We start from the raw sequence: 16092 nt of genomic DNA, 5'->3' as shown, positions 1-16092 counted from the left end.
TCATTGCCAATTCTCTATCTGCCATAGCAGCATACTGTTTCTTTGAAAAGAAGCCCGCCATTGACCTGTGTTTTGTCAAAGACGGGCAACTTACTATGTTTTGAATTATATCGAACTCACGTTATTTTAAGGTCAAAAGTATGCAAATCAAAATATAAAAGTCAGCAACTGACCTCTCAAAATTAAGAAATTAATTTCTATCCTCAACGTATCAAGGGATAAAGATTTCTGCCGAACTTCGCCGAAACAGGATAGTGCATTTCCTCAACCGGAAGATGAAACAAGGTTTCTTCCTGATTCTGCACCCCCACTATGTGCCGATAAGCAAGTGAAGATGGGGAAACAAAATATAGCATAACAAGCAATTATCCTATACATGTATATTCGCATCGCTACAATGCCGGTATATCCTATTTACTCCAGGTTCGTAGCTTGAATGGTTCCATCTTTTCATCATTAAAACACTGTTGAGTGCTGACTTTTATGCTGAAGCCTAAAAATACAAAATAAGATATAGCTCATAAAATCCACCTATAGATTTTTTATGCCTGCCGGGCATTATTCTTTTCTTTTGACAAACAAACTGTTGTCTTTTACATACTGTCCTCTGCAAAAGATGGGATACCCGTAGGTTTTTCCATCTCGGAAAGGACTCCTTAGATAATCTGCCAAAGCTTCAAACGAATCATTGACTATGGCATTCTGGTCCACCTCCGAGACCGTCAGCAAAACGATTTGGGCTGTGTGTAAGGTACCGTGGGGCTGGCTGTATTCACGCACGAATGCACCTTTAAAGGCCGATAACACATCCTCATAAGGAGACTCGCTGGCTATTACAAAATAAGCGCTCGTCCCGTAAGTCAGTCCACATACACACACCAAGTCGTCCAGATTGGACGGTACATTCACGAACAGTCCGTCGGCCGGCATATCCATCGATACCGTGAAACCTTTGAAAACAACCTTGCCGACTGTCAGGCTTTTTACCTTTTTCATGTCGAACTTCTGTCGGCAGATATCTTCCAGTGTGCGGCTAAATGTCTGGTTTTTCATGAAGCAGCCACTCAGGCTTTCCAGACTTTTCACTTCGGCCAGCTGTGCGGTATAAGGACGGCCGGGAGTCATATAACTTGCATATTCCTCCGAGTTTATCGCTTCCTTAATTTTTTTCAAGTACTCAAAATGTCTGACCTTCTCCATGGTGGTGAGATAATAGGGATTGGAAAAACTGAATGTCAGGTCTATAGGTCTCTTTTCGTCTGTAACCTCCCTGTCGAAGGAAGTGGCAAACGCGCTTTTCGGATAGACTGCTCCTACATAAATGTCTGGACGATGGGCAAAAGCTGGCCATATTTGTATGCCCAAATAGGAAGTACTGGGATCTATATCGGATTCCTTGCGGTCATCAATGAGGAAAGTCCATTGCGGAGACGACGGAGCGATGGAAGTGTCCTGCATAATCTCAAGCAACTTGTATCTGACACGGGTACCGTCAGCCAGCGGGGCGACCGAGGTCCGTTTTTCTACTTTCAAAACATATTCATGTCCCTGCTCGTACGTAAATCCGGTGATTCCTTTAAAGGAGAGGTGCGAATATTCCGGTCTCCCTTCTTCTTTGACAAGCATACATTCAATCGGTTGGTCGCTCCCCCAAGGAACATAGGTACTTGTTTCGGCAGACACATACATGCAGATGGTTTCCACCTGATCTTTAAAGTCGTCTTTTTCGTGGCAGCCGATAAGGCTGAGTGTACATAGGAACAGCACAAAGATTCCAAATAAGTTTTTTCCTTTCATACTTGTTATTTTTAGTTATGTCTAGTCACGTTTTGGAACTTTCATCATTTTATAAAAACGCGGAAAGGTCAAAATACCCCTATCCCCTCGCATGAAAAAATTGAAATCCCGTAAAAGTTATTTGAAAGAGAAAATAGAAATCACTACATTCGCAGTAGAATCAAAATCCAGTTGTTATGAGCAAGCTATATCCGGTAGGAGTGCAGAACTTTGAAAAAGTGATTTTGGGCGGTTACGAATATGTCGATAAAACTGCCTTGATTTACGAGTTGTTTAACACAGGAAGTTACTATTTTCTGAGCCGTCCGCGACGTTTCGGCAAGAGCCTGCTGTTGTCCACCCTCGAAGCCTACGCGCAGGGAAAGAAGGAACTTTTCAAGGGACTGGCGCTTGAAAAACTGGAAAAGGACTGGACGGTATATCCGGTGCTGCACCTGGATTTGAATACGCAGAAATACGATTCGCCGGAGTCGCTGACCAGCATCCTGAACGACAATTTATGTACTTGGGAAAGCCGATATGGCGCGCGGGAGAGCGAAACGAGTCTTTCCCTCCGTTTTCAAGGCCTCATCCGCCGCGCATGCGAGCAGACAGGCCACCGGGTGGTAATTCTCATCGATGAATACGACAAGCCCATGCTGCAGGCCATCGGCAATGAAGCCTTGCAGAACGAATACCGCAGCACCCTGAAGGCGTTCTACGGGGCGTTGAAGTCCATGGACGGCTGCATCCGCTTCGCCCTGCTGACAGGAGTGACCAAGTTCGGCAAGGTCAGCGTGTTCAGCGATTTGAACAACCTGATGGACATTTCCATGGACGACCGCTATGTGGAAATCTGCGGCATCAGCGAGAAGGAAATCCATGCATATTTTGAAGAAGATATTCACGCACTGGCCACGGCTACGGGGATGAGTTACGAGCAAGCGTGCGCAGAATTAAAAGCCAATTACGACGGCTACCACTTCACGGAAAATGCTGTGGGCATGTACAATCCTTTCAGCCTGCTGAATACCTTTGCGAAGAAAAAGTTCGGCAGCTACTGGTTTGAGACGGGCACGCCCACCTACCTCGTCGAACTGCTCAAGCTTCATCATTATCCGATAGAGGACCTGGAACACATCGTCACCAGCCAGCCGGTATTGGACAGCATTGACACGGCTTCTACCGACCCGATTCCGGTCATCTACCAGAGCGGCTACCTCACCATCAAGGGTTACAACAAGATGTTCGAGAACTACACCCTGGGCTTCCCCAACCGCGAAGTGGAGCAGGGCTTCTTCAAGTTCCTGCTGCCCAACTATGCGTCGGTGAGCGTGAGCAAGTCGCCCTACCAGATTCAGTGCTTCGTAGAGGAAGTGATGGCGGGCAAGGTGGACGATTTCTTCGACCGCCTGAAGACGATGTTTGCCGACATCCCTTACGAGCTGGCCCGCGACCGCGAGGTACACTACCAGAACATCCTGTACATCATCTTCAAGCTGATGGGCTTCTACGTGCAGGTGGAATACCACACGAGCCGCGGACGGATTGACCTGGTGCTCCAGACGCAGGACTACGTGTACGTCATGGAATTCAAGCTGAACGGCAGTGCGGACGAGGCGCTGGCCCAGATTCAGGAGAAAGGCTATGCTGCTCCTTTTGCCAAGGACAGCCGCACGGTCTACCGAATTGGTGTCAACTTCAGTGACGAGCTGCGGAACATTCAGGAAGTGAAGGTAGAAGCAGGAAAATAAAGTAAAATGCGATAGACCTTCTGAAATAACTATTCCATGTTGAACTCGATGTATAGTTTTCCATAAACCACATAACCGGAATAGCTGAACCGGAGCGTTTCATCTACTTGATGAGTCCCTGCAAACGTTAGGCGTACAGATTCTCCTTCCGTTTCCTGAACCAACGTAAATTCTTCGATTTTGACGGATGCATATCCTTCAAAGAGATTATTAAGTACCATGCTTCCGGTCTGCAAATCTCTGGTATGAAAGGTGACTGAAGCCTTTTCGGACACTTTCTCCCCATTAAGGATTGCCGACAAGTGACAGGCATCGTCGGTAGGCGTATAATTTCCATCCAGATAACTTGTCAGTTCAAACCCTTTGTCCGGCGTATCGTCGCCACAAGAGGTGAAAGTCACGGTTGCCATTCCCAAGGCCAATAAGGCCGCTACTAATTTAAATCTCATGATGTTTTTATCTATTTACAAAGTTTTTAAAAAGAGTTTTCTATTTGAGGACAGATTTCAAGTCTACCCGAACCGACCGGCTTTGCACGCCACCTACAATACCGGTTCCGCCTGTGATGTTGGAATAATGAGGAGAAGGTTCTGTCAGTCCAAGGTCTGTCAGACTGCCCTTGACAGATTCCTCATCCGTATTGAAAATACCGGTCAGATAATGATAATAATCTTCCGACAGCGAATAAAGGATAATTTTACGAGGGCGTGAATCATTCGTGTATAAAGGAGCCTTTTCTACGATTTTCAGCGTATAGCGGTTCCCGTTGAACAAATCATCCGTAAACGTACGACCTTCATTCCCATAAATACCGGTATCCGTTGTGATTCCGTCAATAGACTCCTGCTGTGCCAGAAAGACGTCGTCGTACGAGTAATCAATCGTTTCGGCGGCTATTCCATCACCGCTTTCTACCCGGATGAAGTAAAAATTACGTTCCGCCGAAGGGTCGGTAAAAGTAATATAATAGGTTGCCTCGTACGATTTCCCGTAAGTAACCCCGCCGGGAGCCCAGTACATCTGGTCCGGGTCATCAAAAGTACGGGCCGTCAGTCTGACACCTTCTATGGGTACCGCTTCGGGGATGATTCCCTGTCCGGACACATGCCCGAGGGGACTCTCCGCTTCCAGACTGATGAGCTCACCGGGCACAGGATGATAATCCGACAGATACATTCGGTTTATTTCATCGTAGCGCAAGGTTTCCGTAAACCTGCCGTTCACGCACATTCTGACTTCCGCATCCGCCACATTGGTGTCCGCTTCCCGATGGTCGGTAAAGAATACCGTACGGGCTACCTGTACCCGGACAACCGTATCGGGCGAAAGTATGCTGTTAAGTACAAGTGTCGGTTCAGGACGATACTTCTCCAGGTCGATGTCCTTGTAACAGGCCGTCAACGAGAAGCCGGTCAGTAGCACCCAAATACTGTGATGAAAATGTATATTCATATAGCGATGTGTCCGTTAGAATTTATAAGTATAAGAGACAGAGGGAATGACGGGAAACAAGGCAAACTGCCGGAATCGGGGAGCCAGCGGTGTACCTTCCATACTCTGTTTCTGGTTGTTCTTCTCTATCATGATGGGGTTCATGCGGGAATAGGCGTTATAGAGCGAAACGTTCCATATTCCGGTCCGTCCGCGTCTTAACGGACGATAGATATTGATGCCCACATCCAGCCGGTGATAGGCCGGAAGACGTACATTGTTTTTCCCTGCATAGTAATCGGGCATCTCCTCCTCCTTATGCGGATAAGTGGGGACAATATCCGTAGGATAACCGTCCGGATAAGGATAGTTCTCGAGTGACAGCGTAACCCTGTTCCCGGTCATGAATACCCATCCGGCATTCAGTTCCACCCGTTCGGAGCACTTCCAGGTAGCCGACAAGGTTACCTTATGGCGGTTATCATATTTCGACGGAAAGCGCTTTCCCCCATTCAGGTCAGCAAAGAGCCGGTCGCTCCACATCAGCCCGTAACCGATGAAACCGTGCAGTTTTCCCATATCGGCTTCTGCCTGAAAATCGACTCCGTAAGCCCTGCCGCTTCCGCTGGTCAGTCTGTCTTCCCAGGAGGTGACCTGTAAATCCTTGTAATCATCCCGGTACTCCAGCAGGTGGTCCATCTTCTTATAATACCCCTCAACGGAGAAAGTGTACTTTTTACCGGGCGACACATAGATACCAGCCGAAACCTGGTCGGAAGTCAGCGGCGAGAAGTTCCGGGTAATGGGCAGCCAGTAGTCGGTAGGCAAAGAAATGTAATTGTCGCTTACCTGTTGCACGAACTGGCTCATACGGGCATATCCGGCTTTCAGGCTGACCATCGGACTCAGCCGGAAATCAGCCGAGACACGGGGCTCGAAGACCTGATATTGCTTTCCTTCCACCCGGAAGAAAGAACCGTGCAGTCCGGCATTGAACCGCAACCAGCGGCAAACTTCAAGGTCACCCTCCAGATAAGCGTTCCACTCATTGGCAATTACCCGACTTTCTCTGTTCCCGTTTCCCGATGGAAGAGAGGTAGATTCCCGTACCTCCTCTTCCGGTGCATAACGATGGTGTGTATATTGCGTTCCCAAGCGGATAATGACCCGGTCGGACGGAATAAACGCCAAGGAGGCATCTACACAGAGGTCGTGAATGGCATTTCGGTTCTCGGTTCGCGACCAGCTATTTTCATAGCCGTTCTCACTCTCCCGACCCGATACCGTTTCTACCGTTTTCCTGAAATCAGACTGATAGCGTGTATAAGAAGCCTTCATGTCATATACGAAAAGGGTATTGATAGGGAGGTGCCACTTCAGGGCAGTCAGCATATTCCCCCACCCCAACCGGTTTTCATTCTTATGGAGATAAGGCTCCGTATCTTCCCCATCACCCGAAAAGCGATGTTCCCCCATCTTGAGACGGTCATGCCCATAATATCCCAGCAAGGAAAGTGTTCCGAAACGCCCCAACCGATGGTCAAGTTTCAGGTTGAAATCCGTGAAATTGTAACCGGCTATGACTTTCTCGCCGGATTTCTTTTTCGAGGCGTTGATGATGGCCAGTGCCGGTACGGAAACCAGTTCCAGCCAGGAACGCCTGAGTGCGACAAACAGGGAAGTCCGGTCTTTCACCAACGGACCGGAGAAACTGACATTGGCCGATGTCAGTCCCACCGTAAAGTTTCCATGCCAGCTTTTATAATCTCCGCTTTTCATCGAAAGATCCGTCACACTGGAGAGCCTTCCCCCGTAACGTGCCGGGAAAGCACTCTTATAGAACGTCAGGTGACTGACCGCATCGGCATTAAAGGGAGAAAACAATCCGCCCAGGTGATTGGTCTGATAAATGGGACATCCGTCGATAAGAAACAGGTTCTCATCATTTTCCCCTCCCCGGACGAACATACCGGCAAACCCTTCCGTACCGGCAGACACTCCGGGCTGCAGTTGAAGTGCCTTGATGACGTCCGGTTCTCCCAAAAGCGTCGGTACGCTTCGGATGGCGTTGTCATCCATCACCGTCATTCCCATTTGCGGGTTCCGGAGCCTGTCGATGCGAGGGGCAGTCTTCACCACTTCCTGCATGTAGAAACTACGCACGGTATCTTTCGCAACCGGGGCCGACTGTTCCTTTGAGACAGAAGGTGATTGCGTTCGTTTCCTGACAATCAGCTGGTTTCCATGCTTCACAAACAGAAGTCCATATTTTTCTGAGGCATCCTTCAGAATGACATCCAGAGGCTCCTTCTGATAGTGTAAACAGACTTTCCGACTATCTTTCAGATCAGACTCCTTATAGGCAATCCGGCAACCGGTCTTTTCCCTGACCAGTTCCAGAAATCCGGAGGCATCATACGTCCCCTCGATGGAGAAGACAGTCTGAGCCGAATGTTGGGCATACAGGGTGCTTCCAACCATAAAAGCCAACAGGCAGGACAATATAAACAGTTTGGTCTTCATCGTGTTATTCGTGTTTTATACTAAGAATGATTGTATGGTCATGGCTGGTTCTCCAAGTAAGGTGTTCATCCAGTACGCAAAGGGTTTCCAGCACTTCCCTGACGGTGGCCGTCGAATCAAATTCGAGGGTGTACTTTTCTTTCGAAACACCTTCCAGTTTTATCGGAATATTGAACTTCCGCTCCAGCGAGTGTCTGATTTCCTCCAGACTCGCATTCCGGAAATACAGGTAAGGCGGCTTTCGCGCAGAAATGTGTAGCTGGTGTGTGGTCTTGTCATATACCAAATATTCACCGGGATGCAATACGTGTGAGTGGAAACTTTCTGCCGGGTTTATTTCAACCGCCCCCGTTTGCAGATACACGGCAGCCTGTCCGTCCTCCGGATAATCATCCACACAAAACCGGGTGCCCAGCACCCTTGTGGTCAGATTTGGAGCGTTCACGATAAAGGGCTTGTCTGCATGATGGACTACATTGAACCAGGCTTCCCCTTTCAGCCTAACCCGACGGACAGTATCCTCAAAAGCTTGCTGAAAGGCAATTTCTGAAGAAGGATTCAAACGGACCAGGGAACCGTCGGGTAAAGTAACGGTTTTCGACTCTCCTTTTCCGGTTGTCACCGTTTGTATAAGAGAAGTTTCTGTGGAGTTCCATAGCCAGAAAGAAACGGCCAGCACGCAAATCAGGAAAGAAGCGGCATAGCCGTACCTGTACCAGTGGCGGCTTCTGCTTCTGAAACCCAGCCGACCGGAAATCCGTTTCCATCCGTCTTTCATCTCCCGACTGTCGGACACGGTCTCCGCTCCATTCCAGTAACGGAGCAATGCTTCCTCCTTCGCTTCCGCATTTTCATCCTCACAGAGCCAGCGCTGGATTTTTCTCTCCAGCTTCTGAGGGTATCGGCGATTGACATATCGTCTGATAATTTCATGAATGTAATTCATAAGTTTTTCTGTTTTCTACCATCAAGTACAAACATTTCCGTCCATACTCACTTCCACGGACAGTTTTTTTAACTTATGATAACATGCAGAACAGAAAAATCACGTAGGCAGTAACGGCCTGTCTGATTTCCTTCAAAGCCAGACTGATCTGGTTCTCCACACTTCTTTTGCTGATTCCCAACGTGCCGGCTATTTCTTCATTGCTCACCCCCTGCTCCCGGCTCATCCGATAAATGCGCTGCCGCTGTGCAGGCATTTCCGAAACGACCATTTCTATGAGCAGACGAATTTCCTTGGCGAAAAGCGTATCTTCTACCGTCATGTCGGAACCTATATCCGTGTGCATGTCTTCTATCGGCTCCGATATGACAGACAATTCTTTTTTCAAATAATTAATGGCTGCATGACGCGAAGCGACAAAAAGATAGTTCTGCAGATTTCGTGAAACATCCAGCGTCTTCCGGTTAAGCCAGAGATTGGCAAATACATCCTGTGCCAAATCTTGGGCTGTCTCCCGCCTCTTGATAATGCCCGTGATAAAAGTCACCACTCTCGAATAATAATTCTGATAGAGTTGCTTGAAGGCATATTCGTTATCCTGCTGTATCTGAAAAATTAAATTATCCATTGGAACCTGTCGCACATTTTAGAAAATCAAATTCTCCGCAAAGTTACAATAAAATCACCAACCTCGGATACAATGCCTGCCTATGTAGGTGTATTTGATGCCAGTAAATGACGAACCAGACAGGTATTTCTCACTAAATATGATTTTCGGATTTATCCCAAGGCCCTGACTCCCGAAGAGCAAGATACAATCGGTCCGGACCCGAGAAACATTCATCGGCAGACGCACAAAAATCAGCTCCCGGACGGAAAGGTATCGCCAAATTCTGTGTACCTTTGTATCCAAACCAACGAAAAAGACCATGGAAAACTTTGCCGCCATCGATTTTGAGACCGCCAACGGGGCCCGCAGCTCGGTATGCAGTGTGGGCGTGGTGGTGGTGCGCCACGGAGAAATCACCGACACGTTCTACTCGCTCATCCAACCGGAGCCCAACTACTACAGCCGTTTCTGCACACAGGTGCACGGACTCACCCGCGAGGATACCGACGAGGCACCCGTGTTCAGTCAGGTATGGGCACAAGTGGCTCCGCTGATTGAGGGACTCCCCCTCGTGGCCCACAACAAAGCATTCGACGAGAGCTGCCTGAAAGCCGTCTTCCGGGTCTACCAGATGGACTATCCCGACTATGATTTCTATGACACGCTGGGTCCCTCCCGTCGCGCATTCCCGTGGGCGGAGAACCACCAGCTGCACACCGTGGCCGCCCTCTGCGGATACGACCTGAAACAACATCACCATGCCCTGGCCGATGCCGAAGCCTGCGCGTGGATTGCCAGAGAAATTTTGTAACCTTATATTTTTTACCTCATGATTGGAAGCATCCTCGGCGACATCGTAGGCAGCGTCTACGAGTTCCATAACATCAAGACCAAACAGTTCCCACTCCTCACCCCGCAAAAGGGATATACCGACGACAGCATCCTGACTCTCGCCACAGCCGACTGGCTGCTGCACGGCGGGGACTGTGCAACGTATTATTTCCGTTACGCCACCCGCTACCCGTGTCCGCTGGGCGGTTTCGGCGGACGTTTCCGCGAATGGCTCCGGCAAGGACAGCAGACGGGAAAGCTCGTTCCCTACGGCAGCTGCGGCAACGGCTCGGCCATGCGCGTAGGACCCGTAGGATGGGCATTCCGCACGGAGGAAGAGACCCTGGAAGCGGCCCGTCTCTCCGCTGCTTGCACGCACAACCATCCCGAAGGCATCAAGGGAGCGCAGGCCACGGCCCTCTGCATCTTCCTGGCCCGAAACGGAAAGAGTAAGGAGGAAATAAAAAATACCGTCGAAGCAAAATTCGGCTACAACCTGAATTTCACTTGCGACGGTATCCGTGATTCGTACGGGTGGGACGCTACCTGTCAGGGTACCGTACCCCAGGCCATCCGTGCTTTTCTGGACGGAACGGATTTGGAAGACTGCCTCCGCAACGCCGTTTCACTGGGCGGCGACAGCGATACGCTGGCCTGCATCACGAGCAGCATCGCCGAAGCGTTCTACGGCATTCCCCCTGCCCTGCACGCCCAAACGATGCGTTATTTACCGCCACATTTCCAGCGGCTTGTCACGGAGTTTGAAGAGAAATTCGGTCCTAACCTCCACTCCTCCGCCAAGCCTTAGCCCCTCTCCCCAATCCTGCTTCATAAGCAACAAGTTCATGCCTTCCAAACTCCTTTTAAACTTCTCAAAAACGCAAGTGCATTCGAAACAAAACGCCCTTACGTTTTACCCAAAACACAAGTGCGTTTGAAAGAAAACGTAAAGGCGTTTAAGACAAAACGTAAGGGCGTTTCTTAGTAACTATAAACTCTGCTGATTACCCGCTATTTGCCAAATCAGAATCTCAACAAGGGATACCTCCCGGGAAGTGGCTGAACTGTACTTTCTGGAACTTGTAGCCCAGGCGTTTCAGTTCGATGGCTGCCCCCATGCGGAACATCACCCGGCAGGCACGGGCAAACACGTGAAAGGCCCGCGGACTCTGCGGTTCAATCTGCTCGTGACGGATGGCATCGACCGCATACTCCGCACACCGGCGAATGATATTCTCCAAGTGCTTGGCTTCCACCCCGTCGAGCGGCAAACCTAACAGGTCGTGCACGATGTGCTCGTCCATGTCGTCAAAGCCCTGCGACCCGTAGTACGACTTGTACGTGGCCTTCATGCAAGCTTCCCAGTCCTCGTCCCAGTGGCAGGCCACACCCAGTCCCAGGTAAGCCGCCCAAGCCACCGACACCGTAGGATAGTCGCGAATCTGCTCCACGGCATCGGCCATGTATTCCGGTGCCAGGTCGTGCCAGCGTTTGTCCAAGTCTTCGGTGGACAGGAACGTACCGTCGAGCACCCCATCGGTTGTACACAAGTGCAGCACGTTCTGCTGCAGTCTCTCTTCAAAATGCTTCAAATATTCTGTATCAATCATGTTTTTCTGAATTTTCCGCCAAAGATAAGTGTTATGCGACACATTTCGCAGTTTACGAACAGGATTTTGCAGGAAAATATAGCGGAGATTCCATGGGTATGACTAAATTTGGCATAGCTTATCCCGCAAATTGTAGAATCACATAAACCTTATAAAACAGAATTATAGACCAATGGCAACAACGATGTACGGCAACCAGTGTAAAAGCGACAATGCTTTTACTAAAAAAGCGAGACTGCTTCAATCAATGTATCGGGTGGAATTAGACGAAGAGGAAGGAATCGGACCGACAAGAACTTCCAAGCAAAAGTATGGAAACATGATCAGTGGTGGTGAAGTGTCTGGAAAGAACTTCCTAATGAAAGAAACCTTCGAATATGCCAAAGAAAGAGTACGAAACAAAAAAAAGCACGAGACTATTGATGAGTTCCGACTATTCAACAATCTGCTTTCAAGCATGCCGATGGCATTCAACCTGTTCCACCCCATCATGTTACTTCTGAAACAGCAACCGAAAAAAGTAACACTCGCCCTACAGTCGGTTTTCAAGAACATCCCGATATGCGAAGTCACGGAAATTGGGCTGGAATTTATACCGACTCCGATTGAAAAATACACAAAGGACAAGTCGGCCATGGATGCCTACATCAAGTTCCAGGATACCAAAGGTGGCAAGTCTATAATCGCCATCGAGACAAAATACACAGATGTACTCGGAGTAAATGAGGCACGCAATTGCATGGAACAAAAACAATTGCTCATCGACACCCATCTATTCAATGAAGAATTCCAAAGGCTGCTTAAAAAGGGAGAAATAAAACTTACACAAATCTACCGAAATCTTTTGCTGACTGAACGTTACCGAATAGTGGAAGGGCTGAAAGATTCTTATTCAGTGGTGCTATCGCCCAAAGAGCATCCGTCTACAGAAGAAGAAATAAGGTCAGTGACCCGCTATCTAAAACCAGAATACCCCTATAAGCTGAGCGCAATAACCTTGGAGGACTTTGTGGATACAATGATTCGATTCCTTCCGAGAGATTATGCCCAGGTTTATGAGAAGTTTAAAGAAAGATACTTAGCATTTGAGAAGGTAAATTTAAGCCAGATAAAATTATGACAGAAGAAATTGCCAATAGACTATTAAATGATTTTTCTATATTACCGAAGAAAAATACAGATCCAACCTTTATGGAAATCTGTCAGATGGGAGGTGACAGATTGGAGGAAAGATGTAGTCAAATCTTAAAATTCTATTTTAATCCATGTGCAGCTCATGGATTAAAAGGATTGTTCATAGATTCGCTGCTGGAATTGATGCAGTGTACAGACTATTACAGCATAAAAAGCGCCACAGTAACCACAGAAGAGGTTACTACGGATAACAAACGGATTGACATTATTGTCGAAACCGATAGTTTTGTCATGGCAATAGAGAATAAGATTGGGGCAAGACTTTACAATCCACTTGAAAGTTACGTGCAGCATATAAATACGAAATATAAAGACAAACCACATAAATTTTTCATCGTTCTATCGGTTAAAAATGTAACAGACGTATCAGAGCTAAAAAGAATGCATTCTTATGGTTACCATTATGTCAACTATCAACAATTGTTTACTGTCATCAAAAAGAATTTAGGGAATTATATTCTTAACTGCAACCAATCCTATTTATTCTTCCTCATGGATTTCATAAGAACAATAGAAAACAAATATTATAACACGCACATGGAAATGAACCGGTTCTTTTTTAATAATAAACTGCAAATAGAAGAGTTAATCAACGAGTACAACGCTTTTAAAGAATCCATACTCAACAGGCAAAGAGAAAACATTGCACAAATCCAAATGATTGTAAACCAGAAAACAAATGCCGAATGGTGGAAACATGAAGGTTGGGATTTGGGAATCTCCTTTAACGACCACAGTAACCGCATCGGCATAGAAAGCAGTTATCGAGACGAAACTCTTGATAATCCGCTTGGAGACTTCCACATTTATATCACAGTATGGAGAGAAGAATGCTTTTATCCATACGAAGAGGTATTGAAAAAGAAATTTCCTGATAGTTTTATTGATAAGACTCAAGGCCGAGTTTATCTACACTTACCAGTAATAAAAGGGAATGACCATGACTTCATTGCAAATAAACTGGCTGAATACTATTTCTATATGAAAGATTTGACGGACAGAATAAAATAGTACCAGCACTAAAGCATTGTAAGATTCGGTAAACTACAGGTATCAAACCTTTATATACAACATTAGTGCCTATCACTATGAACCTAATAGTTAAAGATGTAAATAAAACTGTGTTAGCAAAGTTTTACTCTTTGCTGACATAGTTTAATATTAACAATAAGGCAAGAGGAATCTACTTGCTAAAGTTTTAGAATTCAGTTATATTATATTAATCCTACAAAAGATAATATAAAAGCGATAAGACTAAGACCATTGCGATTTTTACAGTTAATTTAGAAGAAGTATTTTACTTTAAATCAGAAAAATTCAGATTTATAATATCCAAGTCAGATTTTAAGGCACTATTTGCTTGTTTGACTAAAAGAAGTTCAGACACTTGTTTGTTATTCTGACATGTAAGGTCATGAATAGTATTTTCTAATTCACAGATAATATGATAAATACGGATTTACTTTTTCTTCTTTAACATCATTTCTGTCAAACTTATCAATGGATAAATAGATTTGCCTATTTTGGGTAAAGACAGCAATGAAGCACCTGCAAAACCAGCAGCTCCTAATAAAATACCTAAACCAATAGGACCGGCTGCAAACCCAATAGGTGCCAAAATTCCTATTGCCTTGGCTATATTTGCTAATGATACATTAACAGAAGTTTTAGTAGGTTGGTTTCCTGTTCCCATTAACTGCAGGACAGTTGTTCTAAAAAAAGGATAGGTAGATTCAATGTCAATAATTCCTCCTTCTTTTATTTTTTGAAATCCTTTGGAAAAGAGAATGATACAATCAACAATGATGCGCAAAGTGTCAGAAACGACACCTTGCACATAAATACCCCGATAAAGGAAAAGAATAAGGGAAAAGGCCAAAAAGGTAACAAAAGGACATCCCTAAAATCAGAGCTTCCCGAACTGACCATTCCCAATCTTTATGCGGAAATTATACAAAACAGAATACAATATCCGAAAATCGTATTGGCACAGGCCATCCTTGAAACCGGATGGTTCACCTCCCCGGTATGCAGGAACAAGCACAATCTGTTCGGCCTGACCAACCCACGGACAGGGAAATACTTTGAGTTCGGCCATTGGACGGAAAGTGTCCGGGCCTATTATACCAAGGTACAGTACAAGTTCAAGGGCGGTGACTATCTCCTTTGGCTGAAGAACATCGGCTATGCGGAAGACCCAAGGTATGTCCGTTCGCTAAGCCGTATATTGGAGCAATACCTCTAAATTAAATCTGTCTGAACATTTTCAGCAGCACAGGTGACAGTAATGTCGTCGCCAATACAAGCACCCACAGATTGCCCGTCGATGGATTGTAGGCGGCAAGAATTTCCGTAATGGTACTGCCTCCGGTAATTCCGGCGGCAGACTCGAAGGCTGCGGTCAATAACGCCCAGCAAACACCTATTGCCAGACAGCCTTTCATGCCACAGCCTTTTACCAAACGGGGAAGCATCAGCCATGTTACCAGAAAGATGAATACGCTTAGCAATATCCCGCTCACGGGTAATGCCGTTTCTTCTCCAATAAACTTGACCAGTACATATTCACGCAATCCGCCATTGAGTATTGCCACAGGGATGAAGCATATCCAAACGATAAATGATTTCAATAGCCACATAATTCTTTGCATAAAGGGATGACTCTTTATCCTACGGCACTGTCCACATCTACATAATAATTTGCCGGATTGTTGCGGTCCACATACACGCGCACCTTCTTCTTCGGGGCTATCTCGTAGCTTTCATACCAGAAGGAACCGCTGCGGAAGAAGTACACCCGTCCATCCGGTGCGGTGTAGCGGCAACTGACCATGATAGGATGATGTCCGTTCATCGAACTGCTTGTATCTTCACCGATGCCTGTAATTTCCGCTTCCACCACTTCCCCCGTTGCCAACAGCTGACGGGCTTTCCGCTCATGGCTGCGTTTCACCAGCCAGAAGGCCGTCCCTATTCCGGTAAACACGGTTCCTATAAACGCGAAGATGAGAATCAGCCAACCGTTATCATCCAGATAGCGCACTTCCCGCGGATTGTTTTTCTGATAATATATGGTTATCCGCTTGCCCGGATACATGGACGAGGATGCCATGTTGAGCATGGCCGTATAGGATTTTCCGTCTACGGTATATTCCACGACAGGAGTACCCAACGATTCGCTGCTCGCTCCGCGCATGGCCAAGATAACGGCATCCGTCGGTTCAGCCTTTTGCCGGAATGTGTGGCCGCTGACACCAACGGCGATGCCGACGATGAGCAGGATAATACCTACCGAAATAAATATGCCGCAGAATACGCGGATAAAGGTTTTGCCTTTCCGTCTGCCTTTGGCCAATGCCTTCTCTCTGTCGGGATACATAATGAATATGTTTTTTAGTGAATAGGACAAATGATAAA

General features: G+C 46.8%; 15 protein-coding genes and 2 pseudogenes. 7 read left to right on the top strand and 10 right to left on the bottom strand.

The features are described 5' to 3' along the window. Positions 1–104, top strand: a pseudogene (locus H6A28_RS15170) (IS982 family transposase); the annotation flags it as partial. 454 nt (positions 105–558) lie between these two features. Here H6A28_RS15170 and H6A28_RS07235 read toward each other — a convergent pair. Then, positions 559–1797, bottom strand: a complete 1239-nt coding sequence (locus H6A28_RS07235) for a DUF4377 domain-containing protein (RefSeq protein ID WP_204479561.1) — start codon at positions 1795–1797, stop codon at positions 559–561. 176 nt (positions 1798–1973) lie between these two features. On the opposite strand from H6A28_RS07235, the gene H6A28_RS07230 reads away from it, so the two are divergent. Beyond that, positions 1974–3530, top strand: a complete 1557-nt coding sequence (locus tag H6A28_RS07230; RefSeq protein WP_204479559.1) for an ATP-binding protein — start codon at positions 1974–1976, stop codon at positions 3528–3530. A 29-nt stretch (positions 3531–3559) separates the two neighbouring features. Here H6A28_RS07230 and H6A28_RS07225 read toward each other — a convergent pair whose 3' ends face one another. From H6A28_RS07225 to H6A28_RS07205, 5 genes are all read right to left on the bottom strand, one after another. Continuing rightward, complete coding sequence (locus H6A28_RS07225) at positions 3560–3979, bottom strand: DUF4925 domain-containing protein (RefSeq protein WP_204475967.1); 420 nt, start codon at positions 3977–3979, stop codon at positions 3560–3562. A 40-nt stretch (positions 3980–4019) separates the two neighbouring features. Next, a complete protein-coding gene (locus H6A28_RS07220) occupies positions 4020–4982 on the bottom strand; it encodes a DUF4249 domain-containing protein (protein ID WP_204475968.1) in 963 nt (320 codons plus the stop codon). Positions 4983–4997: 15 nt separating this feature from the next. Continuing rightward, positions 4998–7484, bottom strand: a complete 2487-nt coding sequence (locus H6A28_RS07215) for a TonB-dependent receptor plug domain-containing protein (RefSeq protein WP_204479557.1) — start codon at positions 7482–7484, stop codon at positions 4998–5000. 4 nt (positions 7485–7488) lie between these two features. After that, on the bottom strand, positions 7489–8430 hold the full coding sequence (locus tag H6A28_RS07210; RefSeq protein ID WP_239465296.1) for a FecR family protein: 942 nt from the start codon (positions 8428–8430) through the stop codon (positions 7489–7491). Positions 8431–8503: 73 nt separating this feature from the next. Then, a complete protein-coding gene (locus H6A28_RS07205; RefSeq protein ID WP_204479555.1) occupies positions 8504–9058 on the bottom strand; it encodes an RNA polymerase sigma-70 factor in 555 nt (184 codons plus the stop codon). A 301-nt stretch (positions 9059–9359) separates the two neighbouring features. On the opposite strand from H6A28_RS07205, the gene H6A28_RS07200 reads away from it, so the two are divergent. Together H6A28_RS07200 and H6A28_RS07195 are read left to right on the top strand one after the other, a co-directional pair. After that, the gene (locus H6A28_RS07200) at positions 9360–9851 is read left to right on the top strand and encodes an exonuclease domain-containing protein (protein ID WP_204475971.1); all 492 of its coding nucleotides are present in this window, start codon (positions 9360–9362) and stop codon (positions 9849–9851) included. 18 nt (positions 9852–9869) lie between these two features. Beyond that, positions 9870–10679, top strand: a complete 810-nt coding sequence (locus H6A28_RS07195; protein WP_204479554.1) for an ADP-ribosylglycohydrolase family protein — start codon at positions 9870–9872, stop codon at positions 10677–10679. 223 nt (positions 10680–10902) lie between these two features. On the opposite strand, the gene H6A28_RS07190 is transcribed toward H6A28_RS07195, so the two are convergent. After that, positions 10903–11481 carry a hypothetical protein gene (locus H6A28_RS07190; RefSeq protein ID WP_239465295.1) on the bottom strand — a complete coding sequence of 193 codons (579 nt, stop codon included), beginning with the start codon at positions 11479–11481 and terminating at the stop codon, positions 10903–10905. A 172-nt stretch (positions 11482–11653) separates the two neighbouring features. Here H6A28_RS07190 and H6A28_RS07185 point away from each other — a divergent pair, with 172 nt between their 5' ends. Next, positions 11654–12601 (top strand): PGN_0703 family putative restriction endonuclease, encoded by a 948-nt coding sequence (locus H6A28_RS07185; protein ID WP_204479552.1) that lies wholly within the window; start codon positions 11654–11656, stop codon positions 12599–12601. Then, on the top strand, positions 12598–13686 hold the full coding sequence (locus H6A28_RS07180) for a PD-(D/E)XK nuclease family protein (protein ID WP_204479550.1): 1089 nt from the start codon (positions 12598–12600) through the stop codon (positions 13684–13686). Before H6A28_RS07185 ends, H6A28_RS07180 begins: the two co-directional genes overlap by 4 nt. A gap of 448 nt (positions 13687–14134) precedes the next feature. Here H6A28_RS07180 and H6A28_RS15165 read toward each other — a convergent pair whose 3' ends face one another. Further along, positions 14135–14512 (bottom strand): hypothetical protein, encoded by a 378-nt coding sequence (locus H6A28_RS15165; RefSeq protein ID WP_239465294.1) that lies wholly within the window; start codon positions 14510–14512, stop codon positions 14135–14137. A gap of 66 nt (positions 14513–14578) precedes the next feature. On the opposite strand from H6A28_RS15165, the pseudogene H6A28_RS15160 reads away from it, so the two are divergent. Then, a pseudogene (locus H6A28_RS15160) lies at positions 14579–14920 on the top strand (glucosaminidase domain-containing protein); the annotation flags it as partial. Between the two features lies 1 nt (position 14921). Here H6A28_RS15160 and H6A28_RS07170 read toward each other — a convergent pair. Together H6A28_RS07170 and H6A28_RS07165 are read right to left on the bottom strand one after the other, a co-directional pair. Next, positions 14922–15269, bottom strand: a complete 348-nt coding sequence (locus H6A28_RS07170) for a hypothetical protein (RefSeq protein ID WP_345944515.1) — start codon at positions 15267–15269, stop codon at positions 14922–14924. A gap of 71 nt (positions 15270–15340) precedes the next feature. Continuing rightward, complete coding sequence (locus H6A28_RS07165) at positions 15341–16054, bottom strand: DUF3592 domain-containing protein (protein ID WP_177608005.1); 714 nt, start codon at positions 16052–16054, stop codon at positions 15341–15343. Positions 16055–16092 lie beyond the last annotated feature (38 nt).

This window comes from Bacteroides mediterraneensis (genome assembly GCF_016900355.1).
Classification (GTDB): domain Bacteria; phylum Bacteroidota; class Bacteroidia; order Bacteroidales; family Bacteroidaceae; genus Phocaeicola.
The sequence above is the reverse complement of the archived record's forward strand: the minus strand, read 5'-3'. Positions and strand labels throughout refer to the sequence as shown.